The sequence below is a fragment of the Desulfitibacter alkalitolerans DSM 16504 genome, assembly GCF_000620305.1.
GTDB classification, from domain to species: Bacteria; Bacillota; DSM-16504; order Desulfitibacterales; family Desulfitibacteraceae; genus Desulfitibacter; species Desulfitibacter alkalitolerans.
Genome location: NZ_KK211100.1, coordinates 556,735 through 574,820 on the forward strand (window position 1 = coordinate 556,735; position 18,086 = coordinate 574,820).

14 protein-coding genes, 7 tRNA genes, 1 pseudogene and 1 riboswitch are annotated in these 18,086 nt (G+C 37.0%); of the genes and pseudogenes, 1 reads left to right on the plus strand and 21 read right to left on the minus strand.

Translation table 11 applies throughout. The features are described from left to right. The 3 genes from K364_RS23310 to K364_RS0108515 all read right to left on the minus strand — a co-directional run. Positions 1-896 (minus strand): transposase (locus tag K364_RS23310; protein WP_242841673.1); only part of this gene is annotated, 896 nt, incomplete at its 3' end. Between the two features lie 295 nt (positions 897-1,191). Further along, positions 1,192-1,297, minus strand: a riboswitch (cyclic di-GMP riboswitch). A gap of 197 nt (positions 1,298-1,494) precedes the next feature. Next, a complete protein-coding gene (locus K364_RS0108510; protein WP_028307682.1) occupies positions 1,495-2,256 on the minus strand; it encodes an alpha/beta fold hydrolase in 762 nt (253 codons plus the stop codon). Positions 2,257-2,433: 177 nt separating this feature from the next. Further along, the gene (locus K364_RS0108515; RefSeq protein WP_028307683.1) at positions 2,434-2,871 is read right to left on the minus strand and encodes an OsmC family protein; all 438 of its coding nucleotides are present in this window, start codon (positions 2,869-2,871) and stop codon (positions 2,434-2,436) included. Positions 2,872-3,251: 380 nt separating this feature from the next. Here K364_RS0108515 and K364_RS0108520 point away from each other — a divergent pair, with 380 nt between their 5' ends. Next, positions 3,252-4,232 (plus strand): DUF3231 family protein, encoded by a 981-nt coding sequence (locus tag K364_RS0108520; protein ID WP_028307684.1) that lies wholly within the window; start codon positions 3,252-3,254, stop codon positions 4,230-4,232. A 205-nt stretch (positions 4,233-4,437) separates the two neighbouring features. Here K364_RS0108520 and K364_RS0108525 read toward each other — a convergent pair. From K364_RS0108525 to K364_RS0108610, 18 genes and pseudogenes are all read right to left on the minus strand, one after another. Continuing rightward, positions 4,438-4,524 (minus strand) — tRNA-Leu (locus K364_RS0108525). Between the two features lie 152 nt (positions 4,525-4,676). Beyond that, positions 4,677-5,756 (minus strand): mechanosensitive ion channel family protein, encoded by a 1,080-nt coding sequence (locus K364_RS0108530; protein ID WP_028307685.1) that lies wholly within the window; start codon positions 5,754-5,756, stop codon positions 4,677-4,679. A gap of 439 nt (positions 5,757-6,195) precedes the next feature. Beyond that, the gene (locus K364_RS0108535) at positions 6,196-7,122 is read right to left on the minus strand and encodes an Abi family protein (protein WP_028307686.1); all 927 of its coding nucleotides are present in this window, start codon (positions 7,120-7,122) and stop codon (positions 6,196-6,198) included. Between the two features lie 154 nt (positions 7,123-7,276). After that, positions 7,277-7,999, minus strand: a complete 723-nt coding sequence (locus K364_RS0108540; protein ID WP_028307687.1) for a M48 family metallopeptidase — start codon at positions 7,997-7,999, stop codon at positions 7,277-7,279. A gap of 3 nt (positions 8,000-8,002) precedes the next feature. Next, on the minus strand, positions 8,003-11,149 hold the full coding sequence (locus tag K364_RS0108545) for a type I restriction endonuclease subunit R (protein ID WP_028307688.1): 3,147 nt from the start codon (positions 11,147-11,149) through the stop codon (positions 8,003-8,005). A 14-nt stretch (positions 11,150-11,163) separates the two neighbouring features. Further along, entirely contained in the window at positions 11,164-12,507 is a 1,344-nt protein-coding gene (locus tag K364_RS25520; RefSeq protein ID WP_051533889.1) for a restriction endonuclease subunit S, read from the minus strand. Beyond that, positions 12,504-12,854, minus strand: a pseudogene (dinD, locus tag K364_RS0108555) (DNA damage-inducible protein D); the annotation flags it as partial. The pseudogene dinD and the gene K364_RS25520, both read right to left, overlap by 4 nt. Before the next feature lie 30 nt (positions 12,855-12,884). Next, entirely contained in the window at positions 12,885-14,411 is a 1,527-nt protein-coding gene (locus tag K364_RS0108560; RefSeq protein WP_028307690.1) for a type I restriction-modification system subunit M, read from the minus strand. Next, the gene (locus K364_RS0108565) at positions 14,411-14,992 is read right to left on the minus strand and encodes a restriction endonuclease subunit S (RefSeq protein WP_028307691.1); all 582 of its coding nucleotides are present in this window, start codon (positions 14,990-14,992) and stop codon (positions 14,411-14,413) included. Before K364_RS0108565 ends, K364_RS0108560 begins: the two co-directional genes overlap by 1 nt. Before the next feature lie 249 nt (positions 14,993-15,241). Continuing rightward, positions 15,242-15,326: transfer RNA gene (locus tag K364_RS0108570), tRNA-Leu, on the minus strand. 16 nt (positions 15,327-15,342) lie between these two features. Further along, positions 15,343-15,418 (minus strand) — tRNA-Lys (locus K364_RS0108575). Positions 15,419-15,426: 8 nt separating this feature from the next. Beyond that, a tRNA-Gln gene (locus K364_RS0108580) sits at positions 15,427-15,501 on the minus strand. 22 nt (positions 15,502-15,523) lie between these two features. Then, positions 15,524-15,600 (minus strand) — tRNA-His (locus K364_RS0108585). Between the two features lie 26 nt (positions 15,601-15,626). Continuing rightward, a tRNA-Arg gene (locus K364_RS0108590) sits at positions 15,627-15,703 on the minus strand. 14 nt (positions 15,704-15,717) lie between these two features. Beyond that, a tRNA-Gly gene (locus K364_RS0108595) sits at positions 15,718-15,791 on the minus strand. 135 nt (positions 15,792-15,926) lie between these two features. Then, the gene (locus K364_RS0108600; RefSeq protein WP_035268427.1) at positions 15,927-16,541 is read right to left on the minus strand and encodes an XTP/dITP diphosphatase; all 615 of its coding nucleotides are present in this window, start codon (positions 16,539-16,541) and stop codon (positions 15,927-15,929) included. Then, entirely contained in the window at positions 16,528-17,307 is a 780-nt protein-coding gene (gene rph / locus K364_RS0108605) for a ribonuclease PH (protein WP_028307693.1), read from the minus strand. The genes K364_RS0108600 and rph overlap by 14 nt, the downstream gene beginning before the upstream one ends. Before the next feature lie 12 nt (positions 17,308-17,319). Continuing rightward, complete coding sequence (locus tag K364_RS0108610; protein ID WP_028307694.1) at positions 17,320-18,078, minus strand: MBL fold metallo-hydrolase; 759 nt, start codon at positions 18,076-18,078, stop codon at positions 17,320-17,322. Positions 18,079-18,086 lie beyond the last annotated feature (8 nt).

An 18,086-nucleotide genomic window follows, 5' to 3' on the forward strand; every position in this document is an offset into this window, starting at 1 on the left:
TAAGGCACTTTGATGTAAATGTCGGGAATACTAAGAACTGAGTTTTTGCCAATAACCCTAATTTTAGGATAAATCTCTTGCAGTAATTGTTTAGCATTAAGTTTGACAAAGCGCTCCTTACCTAGAACAGGGTCATAGATTTTCCTAAATAATACTGTGTTGCGTTTAGCCTTGGTAACCCAATCAAAATTGTTATCCATAAGCCAAGTTAAAAACTTCTTGCATAAAAACCAGCGGTCCATGGCAACCCATAGTCTAGCGTTGTTAAATTGACGTAGCTCTTTTAACATCTCTATAGCAAGATTGAGTTTGGTTTGTTTTTCATTATCCTGGTCTTTTTTAACCCAGAAACGCCACAACATAGGATATTCAAGGCCGTTTTTTAAGACAGCTAGAGTCGATACAAGATTAATGCACCATACATGTCGCTTATCTGAACTATCAAAAAGCCAACAGAGAAAGGGGATTTTTTTACCATAAGGATGTTCAATTTTAGTATCGTCTAAGGCAATTATATCACCGTCGGTCAACCGGGTCTCTGTACGTTCCTGCAGTCTAGAAATTCTACCAATAGAGAACTGAAGCCACTGAAAAGGCTTAGACAGGAACCGGCTGAAGGCACTCTGCGAGATTAATTGCCCGGAAAGAAGCTGTTTTAAGAAAGGGGCATCCGCTGAAAACTTAGCATTTTGGTTTGCAGAGCTCGCATTACTTACCAGACCACAGATGTAGGCAAAAGCCAAAAGCCATGTTGGAACCCCGGAGTGCTTACGGATTCCTGTTTGAGAAAAGAGCAAAGAAAGATCAAACAAATCCCAGATGGTCTTAAGTACTGGAATCCCGGCACCTTGACCGTGATCCTTCTCTTTGAAAGTTGGTTTACACAATTTTTTCATTTGCATCACCCATATCGTTAGGGTATGGTAAATAATACCATCCATTTCGATTATGGGGACATTTTGCAATTGTCAAGTGTTTTTGGGATTATCTGGTTGCATTTTGAAAATATTTTTGGATTATGCTTTGGTGTTATTTTCCATCAACTGCATAAGTCCTGTATATTACAAACCCTTTTATATTGTTATGTATAAATAAATATAACTTTGTAAAACTTATACTTATCTAGTAATGTAAAAAAATTGGACTTGTCATAATTAGACCAGTCCAATTTATGCTTAATTAAGCTTTATGGCTGGCAGCCTGGCAATCATGGTTGTTTATGGTATAGTTCCACTTAACAACTTTAGACCCATAGCTTTGCAGTCACTGTCTTTCGACAACTTTGCCTTTTTCAGATTTTTTTAGTTTTATAGTCCCACGGTTATTGGGATTATGGTACTACATGATTCTTCATTATTCGTCATTTAAATTATTTATTCCTTCTATAATTTTGTCTAATTTTGTCTAATTTTATCGAATTAGATATTAATTACATTGAATTTACATTTTTAACCTGGGTGCTAGAGTCTTTGTTTAGGTAATTGGTTATAAGAATTAAAGATGACATTGGAGCCAATCTACAACTTCTTCCAACATGCCTATGGTTTTATGGTGGTTCAGATTTTTTATAACTGTCAATCTTAGATTATCTGGTCTGTTTTTATACATCCTAGCTGCTTCATTATAGAAGTGCCACTGGGTTTCAACAGGTATTGAAGTATCACAGTCACCATGCTGTATTAGGATAGGTCTTGGATAAAGAGCTTCTAAGTGACTCATAGGGTCATACTGACGCAGCTCTTCTATACCAATACTGACTGCTCTATCCACACACCTTAAAATTCTTACTCTCTTTTCAGCGTCCTCCCATGCACAAGCTCCATTCATGTTAATTAAGGTTTTAATTCTTGTATCCTTGGCAAAGATGCCGCTGGCAATTATACCGCCCATTGAACTTCCCATAACTGCTACTTTCTGAGAATTGATACCTAGCTTTTCATGAGCTTCCTCCAGAAGCAACTTAAATTCATCTACTGCTCTTATTACTATCCTCCAGAATTTCTGCTCCATAACGTGTACATTTTCATATTCTAAAATACCCCTTTCCCCGTGGTATGGAGCATCTGGAACCATAACCCCATAACCATGAAAGGCCAGGATTCTTGCCATGAATTGGTAGTTTTCTTTTTGAGAAGACCACCCATGATAAACGAATATGGTAGGGCGTTCTTTTTCTTGATCAGCCGGTCTTATATATATGCACGGAATACTGGCTAGTTGAAATTTAGTTTCTTCTATAATTTTTGTTGCATGCAAAGCTGCTCCCTCCTTAAAACGCAAGTTACATATATTAGTGAACTATTATCCAAAGTATTATAAAAATCCTCCTGCTATTTATAGATTTGAAAGTAGTATTATAAAACCCTATTGGGGCTATTAAATAACCTCCAATAGGGCTTATTTTATAATACCTGTTATGTTTTAGTTTGCCTCTTATTCTTCAACAACAAGCTTGATTGATGAGACATGTTCAATATTATCAGATATGGGACAACGGTTATCAATTTCCTTAAGAAAAGCCTCCTTTTCTTCCCTGGTCATGGGAGCATCAATCTTAGTATAGACCCTAATATCTTGAAATCCTGGTCGTTGAGATTGATCCTTGCCCAGTAAAACATCTGTATCTAAATCACCCTCTATTCTAACTTCCATTCCCCTCAACTCAAGTTTCTTTTGCATTGCCATAATTCTACCAATAGTACATATACATCCTGCAAGGGAGAAAAAGAAGTATTCAAGGGGTGTTGGTCCCTCATTCTTGCCCTTCATAGCTTCTGGCTGGTCAATTGCCATTTTAAAATTTCTTGCCTCGACATCAACAGTAAATCCATCTTTTAATGATGCTTTAACATCAACGGTTTTTTTTGGCATATATATCCCCTGCTTTCATTTATTTTTTAAAATTGCATATGATTAGTTTATCACAACATGTCCAGATTTTAAAAAAGACTTGGTTCAGGTGGGGTTAAAACCCCACCTGAACCTTAGCCGCACTTATTTCGAGCTTATAGCCTGTTAATCCCCACTAGTTGGGGACATTCCTGTCCCCAGGAATATCCCAGACTTCAGCAGGTGTGTCCCCTTTCCCTAGCTGGGGACATTCCTGCCCTCATATATGATTTAATTGATTATTTAAATCATGGTTTACTGGCATATATGCCGATATTTACTTGTAAAAGTTTTAAGCAAACAGTACATACTAATATTACCTAAAAAATTTGATTCTAACTTTTTTATGCAGGAGGATAAAAATGGTTCTAAATATAGGTGCAAAAAAAGATGCAAGACAAGCACAGCTTAATGTTGAGGAAGCTTATGTCCTATGGGATATGACCAATGTTACTTATGCTGGAATTGACATGGCGCAAATATGGGGTGTATATGTACACGACCCGGATTTAAATATAATCTTGCAAAGGGCCATAGATAAGTACAAAAAACGCTCCAAAGATCTAGAAAAAGAGTTAAGAAAGTATTCCATTGATGGTCCCACTCAGCCAAGAGCAGATAAGTTGGCCGTAGCCACTAATTCAGAGTTGCTGACTGATGAAAATATAGGTAAATATTTATTGCTCTTTCTGCAGGAGCAAGTAGAACTGCTGTTTAAATCCATTCGCAATTCAACTACCAATGATGCAATCAGAGCTATGTTCATCAAATTTCTTACAGATATTATAGGTGATCTGGATATCTTAATCAAGTATTTAAAACTAAAGGGTTGGATAGGCATACCTCCCATATACCCCAATATTCCTGTTTCACAAAGGGAAAAAGCTGACACTGGAGAAATCTTTCATCTGTGGGATCATCTCACTTTCAGATATGATAACATTTATCAAACACAGTACTGGGTTCAGCACACAAATGATTCTGACTTTAAAACCTTATTGAAAAAAGGTCTACAGGATACACTGAAGATTCAAGTAAAAAAACTAGAGCAAGAGCTTATCAAATTCGGTGTCCCACTACCACAAAGGCCTCCAGCTGTGATAGCTAGTACTGGAACTACAAATATGGAGGATTCCTATATGTTTAGGATTCTCTTCACCGGAATGATAGGTGCCGCCTGGATGCATGCTTTAGCCCTTAAGCAATGTTTTACAAATGACAGGCTACGGGATATATTTAAAGATTTACTGGTGCAGGAAATAAATATTATAGATAAGATGATTCTTTTCGGAAAAACAAAGGGTTGGCTGGGAATCGTTCCTCAATATAGTCCAAAGTTATAGGTCATTAAAGTGCAATACTTCTTCATATCCAATGAAGAAGTATTGATTCCTCTGCAATGGCTACTAGTTCCTTTGATGCTGAAGAAAATCAGTTGCCAACCTGGAAGGCTTGCCGACAAAAATTTTGTAGGTTTTTTGCTAAACAAAAAAACACCCAATTTCCTGAGTGCCTTGATTTGTCTGTTTTGGTCAGACTCTCCGATTATGGTGCGGCAGAAGGGATTTGAACCCCCATGAGCGTACACTCACTAGAACCTGAATCTAGCGCGTCTGCCAATTCCGCCACTGCCGCATATTCACGTTAATATTTTAACATTACTATATATAAATAGCAATTAAAATTAAATTTAATACTGCCTTGCGGCACAAAAGCTTCCAGGCATTCAGTTGATGGTTTGAAATGCAACTATCGCCATGTCTGGAGCAAAGAGCAAAGTTAATAATCTATTTGGAAATATCAATGGGAGTCTCTAAATACAAACTCCTACTTGGAAATGCAACAGATACTCCTTCTTCCTCTAAAATTTCCATTATTTTGTAATTAACATCTTCTTTTACTTTAAGAAATTCTCCCCAGTTTGTTGTTTTAGTAAAAAAGTATAAAAATATATCGAGGCTGCTGTCATTGAAGCTATCAAATCTTACAAAGATTGTCTGTTGATGAATATCTTTATGATTCTCTAACATATATTTGATTTTATAAACACAGGCTTGTATCTTTTTCCTGGGAGTAGTATAAGTTACTCCTAAATTAAATGTAATTCTTCTTCTACCCATTCTTGTCCAATTCGTTACTGGTTGATTTGCTAGAGTAGCATTTGGTACAGTGACCACTGCATCAGCAAAGGTTCTAACCCTAGTACTCCTAAAGTTTATATCCTCTACTGTACCTTCAACACTAGGAGACTCAATCCAATCTCCAATGGAAAAAGGCTTATCAGTAATAATCACAATCCCACCAAAAATGTTAGATGCTGTGTTTTGTGCGGCTAAAGCAATAGCAAGACCGCCCAACCCCAGACCGGCTATAAATCCATTAATATCATAACCTAATTCACTTATAATCAACACAAAGGTAAGAATAACAATAACAACTTTTATAACTTTGGAAAAGAAAGGCACTAATATCTTATCAACACTTATATCAAGTTTGTTTTCCACTTCAGCAAAAATATTTGAGAAATTTCCAACAAAATTATATAAACCCCATGCAATTAGAATAATTATGGAAATACGCCAGATTCCTAAAAACATTAAATCATGTTTTTCCTGCAGGGGAAGATATAAAGACGATAGATATATACCTAATATGATAAAAAATACTCTTAAAGACTTTTCAAAAGATCTGATGATAGCCGTATCCAAACATGTATTAGTTTTATCAGTGAATCGTATAACTAATTTTAAGATATAGTTGACAAAGATTCTTCTTAATATGAGGAAAAGCATAAAGATAGCTACAGCTATAGCTACATTAATTAAAAAAGTTTCATGCAAAGAGTAAAAATCAACAACAAAATCCATGATTAACCTCCAATGCTTTATTTGTGCTACATAAACACTTTCTACATAGCAGGCTAAATTCCTCCATATTTTTGGGCTAGTAAGCACCATGCTGAGCGCACATCAAAAAGGCACTCAATTCATTGAGTGCCAAGTGCTTTTGGGTTTGGTGCGGGAGAAGGGACTTGAACCCCCACATCGGTAGATACTAGATCCTAAGTCTAAATAAGGCTAATTTTGCAACTATTGGTGCAGTGGGGAATACGCTTAATATACTGCAGTACAATGACTTCCAGGTCGTCTGTCCAGACGCTCTGGAAGTTTATTTTTTCTTCATTCTGGGCATTTGGGCACAAAATGGCACAACTTGTGCCTGCCTATTATAGCAAAAAATCGAGAAGGCGCAGGCACCTTCTCGATAAAAACTCGAAAGAGTTTTTGTTCGTCAATAATATTATATTCATAATTTGTAAAAATAGTCAACGATTTTTTTCATAAAGTGGTAATAAGACTCAATAACTTGGTTGCATTTAAAATACTCTTTATTAGCTGTAAATCTATTATCAATTAAATCTTTCAACTCATTCATAGTATGCTTTTTAATATTATCGCTGGTTACAACCCTGTTAAACACATACAGAGTCACAACGAAGTCATGAATAATTGGATTTTTCATTTTCTTTTTTCTGCTATCGCTGCCTATACCTGGTATCTTTGAAATAAATGTATTCACATTTTTGTTAATATTAATGCTAATAGTGTATGGAGTTCTCAGGCTATTAAGCAAGCAATTATTATGTGCAGCTGCATTGCGTAGGAATTTAACAGACCACAGATGGTTATTCATGGAGTCCCTATTCCGGTATTTATTATAATACATCTCATAGAGCTTAATAAAATCTCCAAAGGACAAGATTTCAATAATATTCCATATTGCAAAGTTATTCTCATATTTCAATATTAAGTCTCTACATGCAGAGTGTTGAATTTTATCCACAATATTGTTCTTAACATATGGATACATTGATAAAAACTCATGTATTATTGAATACCCATCTTCTAGATCATTATCCATTACATCTCTAAGCAGTTGTGTCTTCAAAAAATGTTCTATATCAAGTGCCATCTTGATAATTAATCTTCTAAAATACATATCAATTTTCGAAAGCTCTAGAAGATATGCAAACTCTAAATTAATATATTTACCTGCCATATCACCTTTCAAATACTTTTCATAGTTTTTAGCATAGGCTTTAACTTTGAAATAATAGTTATTATGCATCAGAAAATCCTTGGCTGCTATTTCATCAACTATTGTAAAAGCAATCCCTTTTTTGTCTTTCATATGAGCTATTATCTGGTCTATTGTCAGTTTTTCTTTATTCATGACGCAACTCCACGAGTGTTATAAAAGAATTTACTACATTATACCACTTTTTACTTAAAGCTACATTATATATAACTTAGCCTCGGTCTTACCTAATAAACAATCCTTCAAAGAAAAACTCTACCTGTGTTACATTACAATGATATCTTTCATATTACAGCCCTCGCACAACTTCTTCATCTAAAATCTCTTTTCTTTGTTTCCAGTCAGGCATCAACGAAGTAAGAAAGTTATAGAAATTATTGTCATGATTACGGTATTTAAAGTGGACCAGCTCATGAAGAATTACATAATCAATACAATACTTCGGGGCATTGACTAGTTTAAGGTTAAGGGTGATTATTCCTTTGGCCCTATTACAAGAGCCCCACCTGCTCTTCATATCCCTGATCTTAATCTCCGGTTTTTTTACACCATATTTTTCTAGCAGTGGGTAAACTCTATCCAAAGACTCATGAAAGTTTACAACGGCCTTTTCTCTAAACCACTTTTGAACCAGTATTCTCTTTATCTTAAAGTCTGTTTTATCCTGTACCTGAAGTAAGATAAAGCCTCTTTGATATTTAATACTTTCCTGCTCAGCCTCTTCTACCTTTAACCTGTATTGTCTTCCTAGGTATTTAAAAGTCTCTCCGCTGACGTACTCTTTGCCATTGTATTGTTCAGGCTGAACCTCTTTAAAGTACTTAATACTTTTTAAAATCCATGGGGATTTTTGTTTCACAAAATCCTTGATAAATTCCAAGGGGACCTTGGGATTAGCCGAAACCACAATGGACATGTCTGGCCGAATGTTTAGGTTCACATTCTTTACATTCTTTCTAAGAACTTCAAACTCTATGTCTTTTCCTTGATAAGCTATTGTATGCTTTTCCATGTGCTAATACCTTCTTAATGCTACAGTTTTTACGTTCTCAATAATTCTGTCAATCTGATTATAATCCAGAACAATGGGGTGTTTTTTACCATAGAGATATAGAAGATCATCAATCTCCTGGGCTATCTTATTATGAACATCAACATTATCATGCCAGTCAACTTTACTGTGCTTTTCGATGATAATATCTATATCAATTGCTATGTCAGCTAGGATGTTTTCATAGTTGTATATCTCTCTTGTTTCATTGACTTTTTCAGCATCTGGAGATTTATAACTATCTCCTTCTTCAAGTACTTCTTTTACTACTCCGTAAAAAGCCTGGGCATGGGAATGGTTTTTAATTTTTTCAGGATACTTGGTGCCAGAGTGCCCCTGCCTGAAGTCCTTCATAATATCAGACATTTTCTTCAAGTATTCTGCATCTGATATCCTCTTATCCTTATATTCCTGAAGCACTTCTTCTATCCGTTCTGAAAACTTCTTGTAATAGGCTGGGTTTTCATCATATTTTGTTTCAATCCTCTTTGACATTCTAGTCCTAATGGCATCTGCTTTTGCCCTTGGGGTTTCCAGTCTAGTTAATTCCTGTTCAATGCCTTCTTCATCTAAAATGTCTACCGGATTAGTTATTCTAATTACTTCTTCAGCAGCAATATAGTTATCCATGAGCTTTTGCATTTTTGCTTCATACTCTTTATGGTCAATAGTGTCTGAGTACCTAAGTTTTACTGATGCACGCAGTTCCTGGTAAAACTTAATGTCTCTCTTATATTTAGCAATTGCATCATCACCCAGGGCATTATAGACATGCTCGGACTCTAAAGCTATGGCTAGATACCTGCCAAATAGGCTTAAGGCATCATAGAAATCATTTCTTATTTCCTCATTTGCCAGGAGCAGCTCATACTCTTCCTTGTCATTTTTGTTCTTGACAGGCACAAAGATATTTATAAGATTAGTATAGGCCTGCCTTAACATACCCACTACATTTATGACATCTATTAAAGCACCCTTTAGGTCTTTTCCTTCAAAGTTTTCCAGGCCTGCACCTGAATATGCTTCCATGGCTTCATTTAGTTCTTGTATTAATCCCCTGTAATCAATGATAAAGCCGTAGTCTTTTCCTTCAAATAGTCTGTTGACTCTGGCAATTGCCTGCAGCAGGGTATGTTCCTTCATGGGTTTGTCAATATAAAGAAGGGTTGCCCTTGGGGCGTCAAAGCCTGTAAGTAATTTATCCACTACAATCAAGAGATCCAATTCATCACCATTAACAAACTCATCCTTGATAGAGTCTTCATATTTTTCTTCATCCCCATACTTGTCCATCATTTTTGCCCAGAACCTGCGTACCCTGTCCTTGGACTCCTCATCCAACTCGTCATAGCCCTCTCGCTGATCTGGAGGGGAAATGACTACTGCACAGTTAAGGTCCCCTAACTCTTCAAAAGCTTCTAGGTATTTTACTGCTTCTATCTTAGAGTTAGTAGCCAACATGGCTTTAAATTGGGAGCCCCTAGTCTTATAGTTATTTAGAAAATGTTCATTAATATCAAAGGCAATTAGCCTTAGCCTCTGCTCCGATGAGGCAATTTTTTCAAACCTGCTCCACTTTTTCTTTACCTCATCTTTTTGCTTGTGATTTAAGTTTCTAGTGATGATATCAAGTTGGTTATCTATGGCCTTACGGTTTACAGTCTGTTCAACCATTTTACCTTCATAAAGAAGTGGAACAATGGCTTTATCATCTACCCCGTCTTTAATTGTGTACTTGTGAATAAGCTTTCCGAATTTGCTCATGGTGCTCTTTTCTTTTTTCATCAGGGGAGTGCCGGTAAAGCCAATATAACATGCATTGGGAAATACCCGCTTCATCTTGATATGCAGCTCACCGTATTGGGTGCGGTGGGATTCATCAACTAATACAAAGATGTCTTTTGAGGGTACTGGTTTTTGGTTCTTGGAAGCTGTATCAAATTTATGGACCAAAGTAGAAATAATATCTGCTCCATTATCATTGATAAGTTCTACCAGGTTTTGACCGCTACTTGCTCTAGCAGCTTTTAATCTGGTATGGGTAAAGACTCGATGTATCTGCTTATCTAGATCTATTCTATCTGATACTAGGATTATTTTAGGGTTAACCTTCATAAGCTCTGACAATATGTATTTGGCCAGCATAACCATGGTCAAGGATTTGCCAGATCCCTGGGTATGCCAAATAACACCGGATTGCCGATTGCCGGAACTGTCATACTTCTGTATGGTTTCGATGATTTCTTTAATGGCAAAGTACTGCTGGTATCTGGCTATTTTTTTAACGTTTTTCTCAAAAAGGGTAAAAAACTGTGTGAGCTCCAAAAGCCTGTGAGGATGGAATAGAGAAACAATGTTCTTATCCTGGTTGGTTGGTATTCTTCCCTTTACCACCTGTGACAACTGCCCCTGCAGCCACCCTTCATGCTCTTCTTTCCATATGGTCCAAAACTTCTTAGGGGTAGAACAGGTTGCATATTTAGTCTCGTTTTTGTTGGTGGCCATAACTACCTGGATAAACTTAAAGAGGTTAGGAGCATAATTCTTGGACTGGTTCCTGATCATTTGTTCAATACCTTGGTTCACTGCAATGGATGATTTTTTACACTCAATAACAGCAAAGGGAATGCCGTTTACAAACAGCACTATATCCGGTCTGATAGTTCCCTGGCCGTCTTCTCTTTCCACTCTAAATTCTTCCACAACATGAAAGAGATTGTTGACAGGAGTATCCCAGTCAATAAAGTTAATGCTAAAGGATCTAACCCCCCCACTGTCAGGCAGCTTCTCTGGATAGCTGCGCCCTAGCATTAGTGAGTCATAAATTTTTTCGTTAGTTTTAACCAGCCCATCAGTTAATCCCTCATCAAGATCCTGCATGGCCTGCTGAATGTTTTTCATGGAAAACTGATAGTGTTTACCTTTATATTCATAGCTGTTAAGCTTTATAAGTTGGGCCTGCAGGATGTCTTTTAAGATTACATTATATAGGTTTCCCCTTTTAGCTTCTGCTTCCTCTGCAGGGATGTAGGTATATCCTAAGTTTTTCAAGACTTCTAGTGCTGGTATCTGGGAAATATTCAATTCATTAAATTCATTTTCAATTACCATGGTTCACCTCCGTCCTACACTCTGACCTTTCCGGTTAATAAGAGCTGCATAAGGCCTTTCTTTTGTTGTCTTAGTAGGTCTAGTTCTTGTTCGAGGAGATTAATCTCTGTATTACTATAGTTAATTATACCGGCTATATTTTTTTGTTCGGTTACGGGTGGATAGACTAAATATAGCTGTGAAAAATCACTAAACCCAATTTGTTTTCCATCTCTAATACCATATATAACTGAATTTAATCTCCTTATAAAGTTTTCAGTCTTAAGGTAATATTTATAATATCCTTTATCCATGTCAATTTTGTTTTTAATAACAGTGTAAGCAGGGCTGACTAATCCTTCATACTCTGAATACTCTATACCACCCTGAAAGGATCGTAAGCTAATTACAAAATTACCAGATTCAACTTTTTTGTAAGTTCCTAAACTCTCTTTATCATATTTAATGTCTATGTCTAGCTCACTTCTAGGAATAATTCCTCTATCCTGAGTTGCAGACAACACTTCCAAGTTACCATCATGTTTTTTATTTGTATGATTTTTGAATAAGTCCTCTGCCTTTAAAGAATTCCAATGCATGGGTATAATGCCAGCTTTGGTTTTTTTATATCCCACAGGGACTTCTCCATTTTTTATTATTTTTATTCTAGTTTGTATTTTCTTTCTATCTCGACTTACATTATCATTCCAAAGAATTTTACCAAAAAGCAAGTTTTGCATTAGACCCTTTTTCTGCTCTTTTTTCTGCTCAATAAGCCTCTCTTTTAGTTCAATAGCTTTATCCCAGGTGGAGAGGATGGAGGCAATTTTTTGTTGTTCGGCGAGAGGTGGCATAGCAAATATAAAAGCGCTTAGATCTTTCGTTGTTATTTGGTTAATTGTTGCTCCTAAGTTTGCAAATATTTGTTTTTTAAAATGGTAAGTTTGCAGGAGTTGAAATATAAAACGTGAGTTTTTGCTTCTATAAACTGACATAAAAGCGCCAAATGAATGTCCTAAGTGCTGTTCAGATATATAAGCATTCTTTCCTATTAATGCTCTACTACCATTTCTAACACATACTAAAATGTCACCAATCTCAACCAGTAATTTATTTGGAATATTCTTCTTAACATACACATTATCGTTATAAACAAGTCTATTTCCCTCAATATTAGAAGAACGTAGAACTAAAGTTCCCGTATTATCATTACAAATATCACTTGGCGAATATGTCAAACCAATAATACTTTTGCCTAAACTGCCAAGTCTCCTGATTTCCCAATTTTCTGGAATAATTCCAACCTTCGTCTTCTTATACCCCTCCGGCACTTCACCTCTGTTAATCATCTCAATCCGTTCTTTAATCTCTGGCTTCATTGGTCGTCACCTGTTGTAAGCTTTTTCTTTTTATCCTTTTCCAACTGTTTAATGCTTTGAGATGGTGTGGGCAAATCCTCAGGCATGGTGCCGCCTAATTCTTTAATTGTATTTCTTACCTTTTGACCTACATAAAAGTGGATTTTGTTAGCAAGATTTTTACCTATAATATTATCTCTTCTCAGTTTCTCGTCTGTCTGAGTTGCCCTAAACAAATTGGCTGCAAGCTCTGTACTGCCCATGTGGTCTAAGATATTTTGGCCTTTCTTTAGCCCCTTCTTTAAATGAATCTCTTTGCTCGTTAGGCCACCATAAAGCCCCATATATCCATGTTCTCTAAAATCAGCCTTTCTAAAATTACTCATATCCCACACCTCCTACAACCCTAACTCTTCAAGGTATTTTGCCATTTGGGCTTCCACTTCTTCCAGTTCTGCCTTGATATTCTTGATGTTTTCCTTAATCTCATCCATATCCACCTGTTCTTCTTCCTCAAAGGTGTCAACATAGCGTGGTATATTAAGGTTATAGTCGTTTTCTTTGATTTCATCTATTGCGGCCACATAGGAGAATTTATCTACAGTCTCATATCTGTCATACACATCTACAATTCTTTGAATATCCTCTTCTCTTAACCTATTCTGGTTTTTACCTTTCTCATAATAGCCTTCACCAGAGGCATCTATAAAAAGAATTTTATTTCTATCCCTATTCTGTTTAAATACCAGGATTGTGGCAGGAATACCTGTGCCAAAGAATAGGTTTGCTGGAAGGCCAATAACTGCATCTAAAAGATTTAAATTAATAATCTGCTCTCTAATTTTCTTTTCGCTAGCTCCCCTAAATAATACCCCATGGGGTAGAACTACACCCATCCTGCCTCCTTCAGCTAAAGAGTGGAGCATGTGAAGGACAAAGGCAAAATCACCCTTGCTGGCAGGGGGTACACCCCATTCAAATCTTCTGTATGGATCTAATGAGGCTTCCATTTTAAACTGCTTATCACTACCCTCCCCGGCAAAGCCCATGGCCCATTTATCCAGGGAAAAGGGAGGATTAGCAACTACCACTTGAAATTTCATCAGTTTGTCATCTTCCAGGTGTTGGGGATTAGAAAGGGTATCTCCCCAGGCAATCTTTGCATCGTCTATGCCATGTAAGAACATATTCATCAGGCATAGGGCTTGGGTCTGACCGTTTCTTTCCTGGCCATAGATTTGAGCCTTACCGTTAGGAACTTTCTGATATGCTCTAATCAGCAGCGAACCAGATCCGCAGGTGGGATCATATATTCTATCATTAACTTCCGGCTTAACTAACCTGGCTAAAAGCTCGGATACCTGACTAGGTGTATAAAATTCCCCACCCTTTTTGCCAGCATCAGAGGCAAATCTGGAAATCAAAAATTCATAGGAATTGCCGATAACGTCATCCCCTGAAAGCTTAGAAGGTCTAAGGTCTAACTTGGCAAAGTCTTCTAGCATATTTTTTAGCATGGCATTTCTCTCTTTTGCTTTTCCTAGTACCGCTTCTGAATTAAAATCAATATTCTTAAACACACCGCGGAGCTTGGTCTTATTTTTTTCTTCTATTTGAGCTAATGCCTTGTTGATGGTTTCGCCTATCTCAGGGCTGCTTCTTTTATCATAAAGATAATCAAAAGTAGATTTTTCATCCATCATAAATCTTTCTCGGTCCAAGGCCCTTTTTATCCTAACTTCGTCTCCAGCATATCTTTCTTCATATTCTGTTAAGCGTTCCTTATATGTATCACTGAGATATTTGATAAAAAGCATAACCAGTATGTAATCTTTATAGGTAGAGGAGTCAATATTTCCTCTGAAGGTATCGCATGCCTGCCACAGCACATTATTTATCTGATCTTGGGTAAATTTTTGACTCATCATAATTCCTCCCTGGGGTCAAAGTATTTTTGTAAGATGGATCTATATAATTTCTCTTTTTCTCTGGCCAAGTCCTTTAGTAATTTCTTCTCCTGTAGATATAACCTTGTAATATGTTCTAGTTTCCTTTGTTTATCAACTGATTGTTCTTTAATTTCTAAATCTTTTAAGAAACTGGTTCTAATGATAGTTAAGGCTGTTCCAAATGATTCTTTAATGAACTGTTTTTTTGCTGCTTCTGAGTTTAAGTATAAAGTCAAATATTCCGGATTAATTCTATCACTAGTTAATCTTATTATTGCAAACAAAGATGGAATGAGAAGTCCTTCTAATCCATCAGAAATACTAACTGCAGTGTTAGGAGAGCTTAACCGCACAATAATATCACCTTTTTCAGTTAGATATTGAGGTTTTATAATCTCAGAACTTCCAAACTCTTCTAGATGGTTTATGTTAAGCCAGCCCTCTTCTTCAAAACTCCTTAGAGTAAGCATTCTATACTTATACTTTGGATCTAAATTTGCTTTTTTTCTAGCAACAACAAGTCCTGAAGAAACCTTAGCAATTTCGCCAAGCTTCATGTGGTTATCACCTTCTTTTTTGGAGAGATTTGTACAACCACCATATTCTTAGCTTAAGTATATGTAACATTTTCCATAAAGTCAAATATTATTTGTACTATTCAGAAAATATCTTTTTAAAGTAATTTGTTATTTACAATTAATAACTTTGCTTGCAAAACAGATATCTATATCCTATAAAACTATAAAAAGTTCTTTAGCAGAATCAAAAAGACACTCAACTCATTGAGTGCCAAGTGCTTTTGGGTTTGGTGCGGGAGAAGGGACTTGAACCCCCACATCGGTAGATACTAGATCCTAAGTCTAGCGCGTCTGCCAATTCCGCCACTCCCGCATGTTAAAGTTTTTAATGGTGAGCCATCCGCGACTCGAACGCGGGACACCCTGATTAAAAGTCAGGTGCTCTACCGACTGAGCTAATGGCTCATGTACAATGGCTGGGGCGGCAGGATTCGAACCTACGAGTGGCGATTCCAAAGACCGCTGCCTTACCGCTTGGCTACGCCCCAAAATTTCTTGATGAACTGAATATGGGGTGGATGATGGGACTTGAACCCACGGCCCCCAGAGCCACAATCTGGTGCTCTAACCAACTGAGCTACACCCACCATCGGTTACACTTACTAAAATTATATGGTACGCCTGACAGGATTCGAACCTGTGGCCTACGGATTAGAAGTCCGTTGCTCTATCCAGCTGAGCTACAGGCGCTCAAAGACATTTTATGGAGCGGGTGATGGGGATCGAACCCACGCGACTGGCTTGGAAGGCCAGAACTCTACCATTGAGCTACACCCGCTCGGGATGTCGTCTCGCGACTGACAAAATTCATTATACCCTAAATCCAATTTCATGTCAAAGGTTTTTTGGTTTTCTTTTGTTTCTTCGCCTTCAACGGATGTTATTATAACATGATATCCCATCATGTTCAAGATTATTTATTCAAAATATCTGCAAGTATTTTTACAGCCTTTCTAAAAGCTTCCGACCTGTGACTAATTGTGTTTTTAATGTCTGGGTCCAGTTGGGCTAGTGTTTTTTTGTACTGGGGAAGATAAAAAATAGGGTCAAAGCCAAAACCATATTCACCTTTAGGCTCATCAACGATAATACCTTCACAAGTTCCATGAGTTTCAAAATAGTTTCCGGCTGGAGTCATGATACAAATTGCACATCTAAAACGTGCAGTTCTTTTTTCATAGGGAATATCTTTTAATAATGCTAGAAGCTTTTCATTGTTTTTTTTATCATCCCTTGGCTCACCTGCAAATCTTGCCGAATGAATTCCTGGAGCTCCATCCAGATAATCTACCTCAAGGCCAGAATCATCTGCCAGGGTAATAAGATTGGTTTTTGAACACACAGCCTTTGCCTTTATATAAGAATTCTCTCTAAATGTGCTTCCATCCTCAATAATTTCAGGAGCATCAGGAATATCCAACAGTGATATGACATCAACATCAAGAGAGTCTTTTTTAAGCATTGCAGCAAACTCTTTTATTTTACCTTGATTTTGGGTAGCAAGTACTATTTTTTTATGATTTGACATGTGTCTCATCCTTGTTATTTTGGCTCCATATACCTACTTGCTCTGCTATTGGTCCCAGAACATCTTTTTGTATGACTACAAGATCCTGGATTCCCTTTTCCGCTATTTTTAATAAACTATCCATTTCCTGTTTTGTGAAGGGATACTCTTCGGCAGTTCCTTGAATTTCAACTATTCTTCCATCCCCAGTCATAACAATATTCATATCCACCTGGGCATTAGAATCCTCCTGAAAGTTTAAATCAAGCAAAATTTCATCATTGACCTTGCCAACACTAATTGCAGCAAGGTAATCTATAACAGGAATTTTTTTCAGGTCACCCTTCTCAACCAGACTATACAATGCATCTATTAAGGCAACATAACTGCCAGTAATGCTTGCAGTACGTGTTCCACCATCAGCTTGTATTACATCACAATCAAGCCATAGGGTTCTTTCTCCAAGTCCACTTAAGTCTACAATAGATCGCATAGCCCTGCCTATAAGCCTTTGAATTTCCATTGTTCTACCCCCAATTTTACCCCTGGCAGCCTCTCTTATTGTCCTGACTGATGTTGCCCTTGGAAGCATTGAGTACTCGGCTGAAATCCAGCCCTTATTTTCACCCTTTAGAAAAGGGGGAACTTTATCTTCAACTGTTACCGTACATATTACCTTTGTATCTCCCATTTCCATTAGTACTGAGCCCTCAGCAAATTTGTTGTAATTTCTGGTAATTTTTACCTTGCGAAGTTGATCTGCAGCTCTTCCATCATCTCTTGGCATGTTTATTACCTCCTAAATTTCAATTATCATTCCTTCTTCTGCCATGGCAACTCCACTACCATAGCCTTCCTCTATCTCTTTTTTTATATAATCAAGACCATATTCTGGAAAGAAATGACTCGGCAGGAATTGCTTCACCTTTGCTCTCCGGGCTATTTCTCCTGCTTGCTTTGCAGTTAAGTGTCTGCCAACGGCATAACCCTTATTTTTTTCCAATACAGTGGCTTCACAAATGAATAAATCTGCATCCATGGCATAATCTATCAAGCTTGGAAAATATTCAGTGTCCCCTGTATATACAACCCTTTTCCCTTGAGCTGCAATTTCAACACCATAAGCAAGCATAGTATGCTCAACTTTGAAGAATTTTAGTTTCAATGAGCCTACCTGGGCTGTCTTGTATAGATTTTCTTCTGACAAATCTTCTATAATATTAAATTGCAGACCATCCTGGTATGTATCAATTATAGAATACTGTAATGCCGGTTCCCCCGGCAGGTAAACTGGCATTTTTGCTTTGATTTTGTTATATAAAATACCAGACTTTACAGCATTTCTTGCAAGGGGTAAATCTCCACTATGGTCAGCATGGAGATGGGTACAAATAATTGCATTAAGGTTCCAAAAGGATCCGTATTGTTCCAGCTTACTGAAGATGCCATTGCCAAAATCCAAAGCAATTCTTGTACCATTATTTTCGATTAAATATCCGCTGCAGGCCTCATTTCCTTTAGGGTAGGGAGACCATTTTCCTAAAACAATACATCTCATTATTAACC

Excerpts from the sequence above, each read along its gene's own strand:
- K364_RS0108610 (WP_028307694.1), bottom strand. The coding sequence starts at position 18,078 with ATGAGATGTATTGTTTTAGGAAAATGGTCTCCCTACCCTAAAGGAAAT.
- K364_RS0108530 (WP_028307685.1), bottom strand. The coding sequence starts at position 5,756 with ATGGATTTTGTTGTTGATTTTTACTCTTTGCATGAAACTTTTTTAATT.
- K364_RS0108545 (WP_028307688.1), bottom strand. The coding sequence starts at position 11,149 with ATGGTAATTGAAAATGAATTTAATGAATTGAATATTTCCCAGATACCA.
- K364_RS0108600 (WP_035268427.1), bottom strand. The coding sequence starts at position 16,541 with ATGTCAAATCATAAAAAAATAGTACTTGCTACCCAAAATCAAGGTAAA.
- K364_RS25520 (WP_051533889.1), bottom strand. The coding sequence starts at position 12,507 with ATGAAGCCAGAGATTAAAGAACGGATTGAGATGATTAACAGAGGTGAA.
- K364_RS0108565 (WP_028307691.1), bottom strand. The coding sequence starts at position 14,992 with ATGAAGCTTGGCGAAATTGCTAAGGTTTCTTCAGGACTTGTTGTTGCT.
- K364_RS0108520 (WP_028307684.1), top strand. The coding sequence starts at position 3,252 with ATGGTTCTAAATATAGGTGCAAAAAAAGATGCAAGACAAGCACAGCTT.
- K364_RS0108535 (WP_028307686.1), bottom strand. The coding sequence starts at position 7,122 with ATGAATAAAGAAAAACTGACAATAGACCAGATAATAGCTCATATGAAA.
- K364_RS0108540 (WP_028307687.1), bottom strand. The coding sequence starts at position 7,999 with ATGGAAAAGCATACAATAGCTTATCAAGGAAAAGACATAGAGTTTGAA.
- rph (WP_028307693.1), bottom strand. The coding sequence starts at position 17,307 with ATGCCAAGAGATGATGGAAGAGCTGCAGATCAACTTCGCAAGGTAAAA.
- K364_RS0108515 (WP_028307683.1), bottom strand. The coding sequence starts at position 2,871 with ATGCCAAAAAAAACCGTTGATGTTAAAGCATCATTAAAAGATGGATTT.
- K364_RS0108560 (WP_028307690.1), bottom strand. The coding sequence starts at position 14,411 with ATGAGTCAAAAATTTACCCAAGATCAGATAAATAATGTGCTGTGGCAG.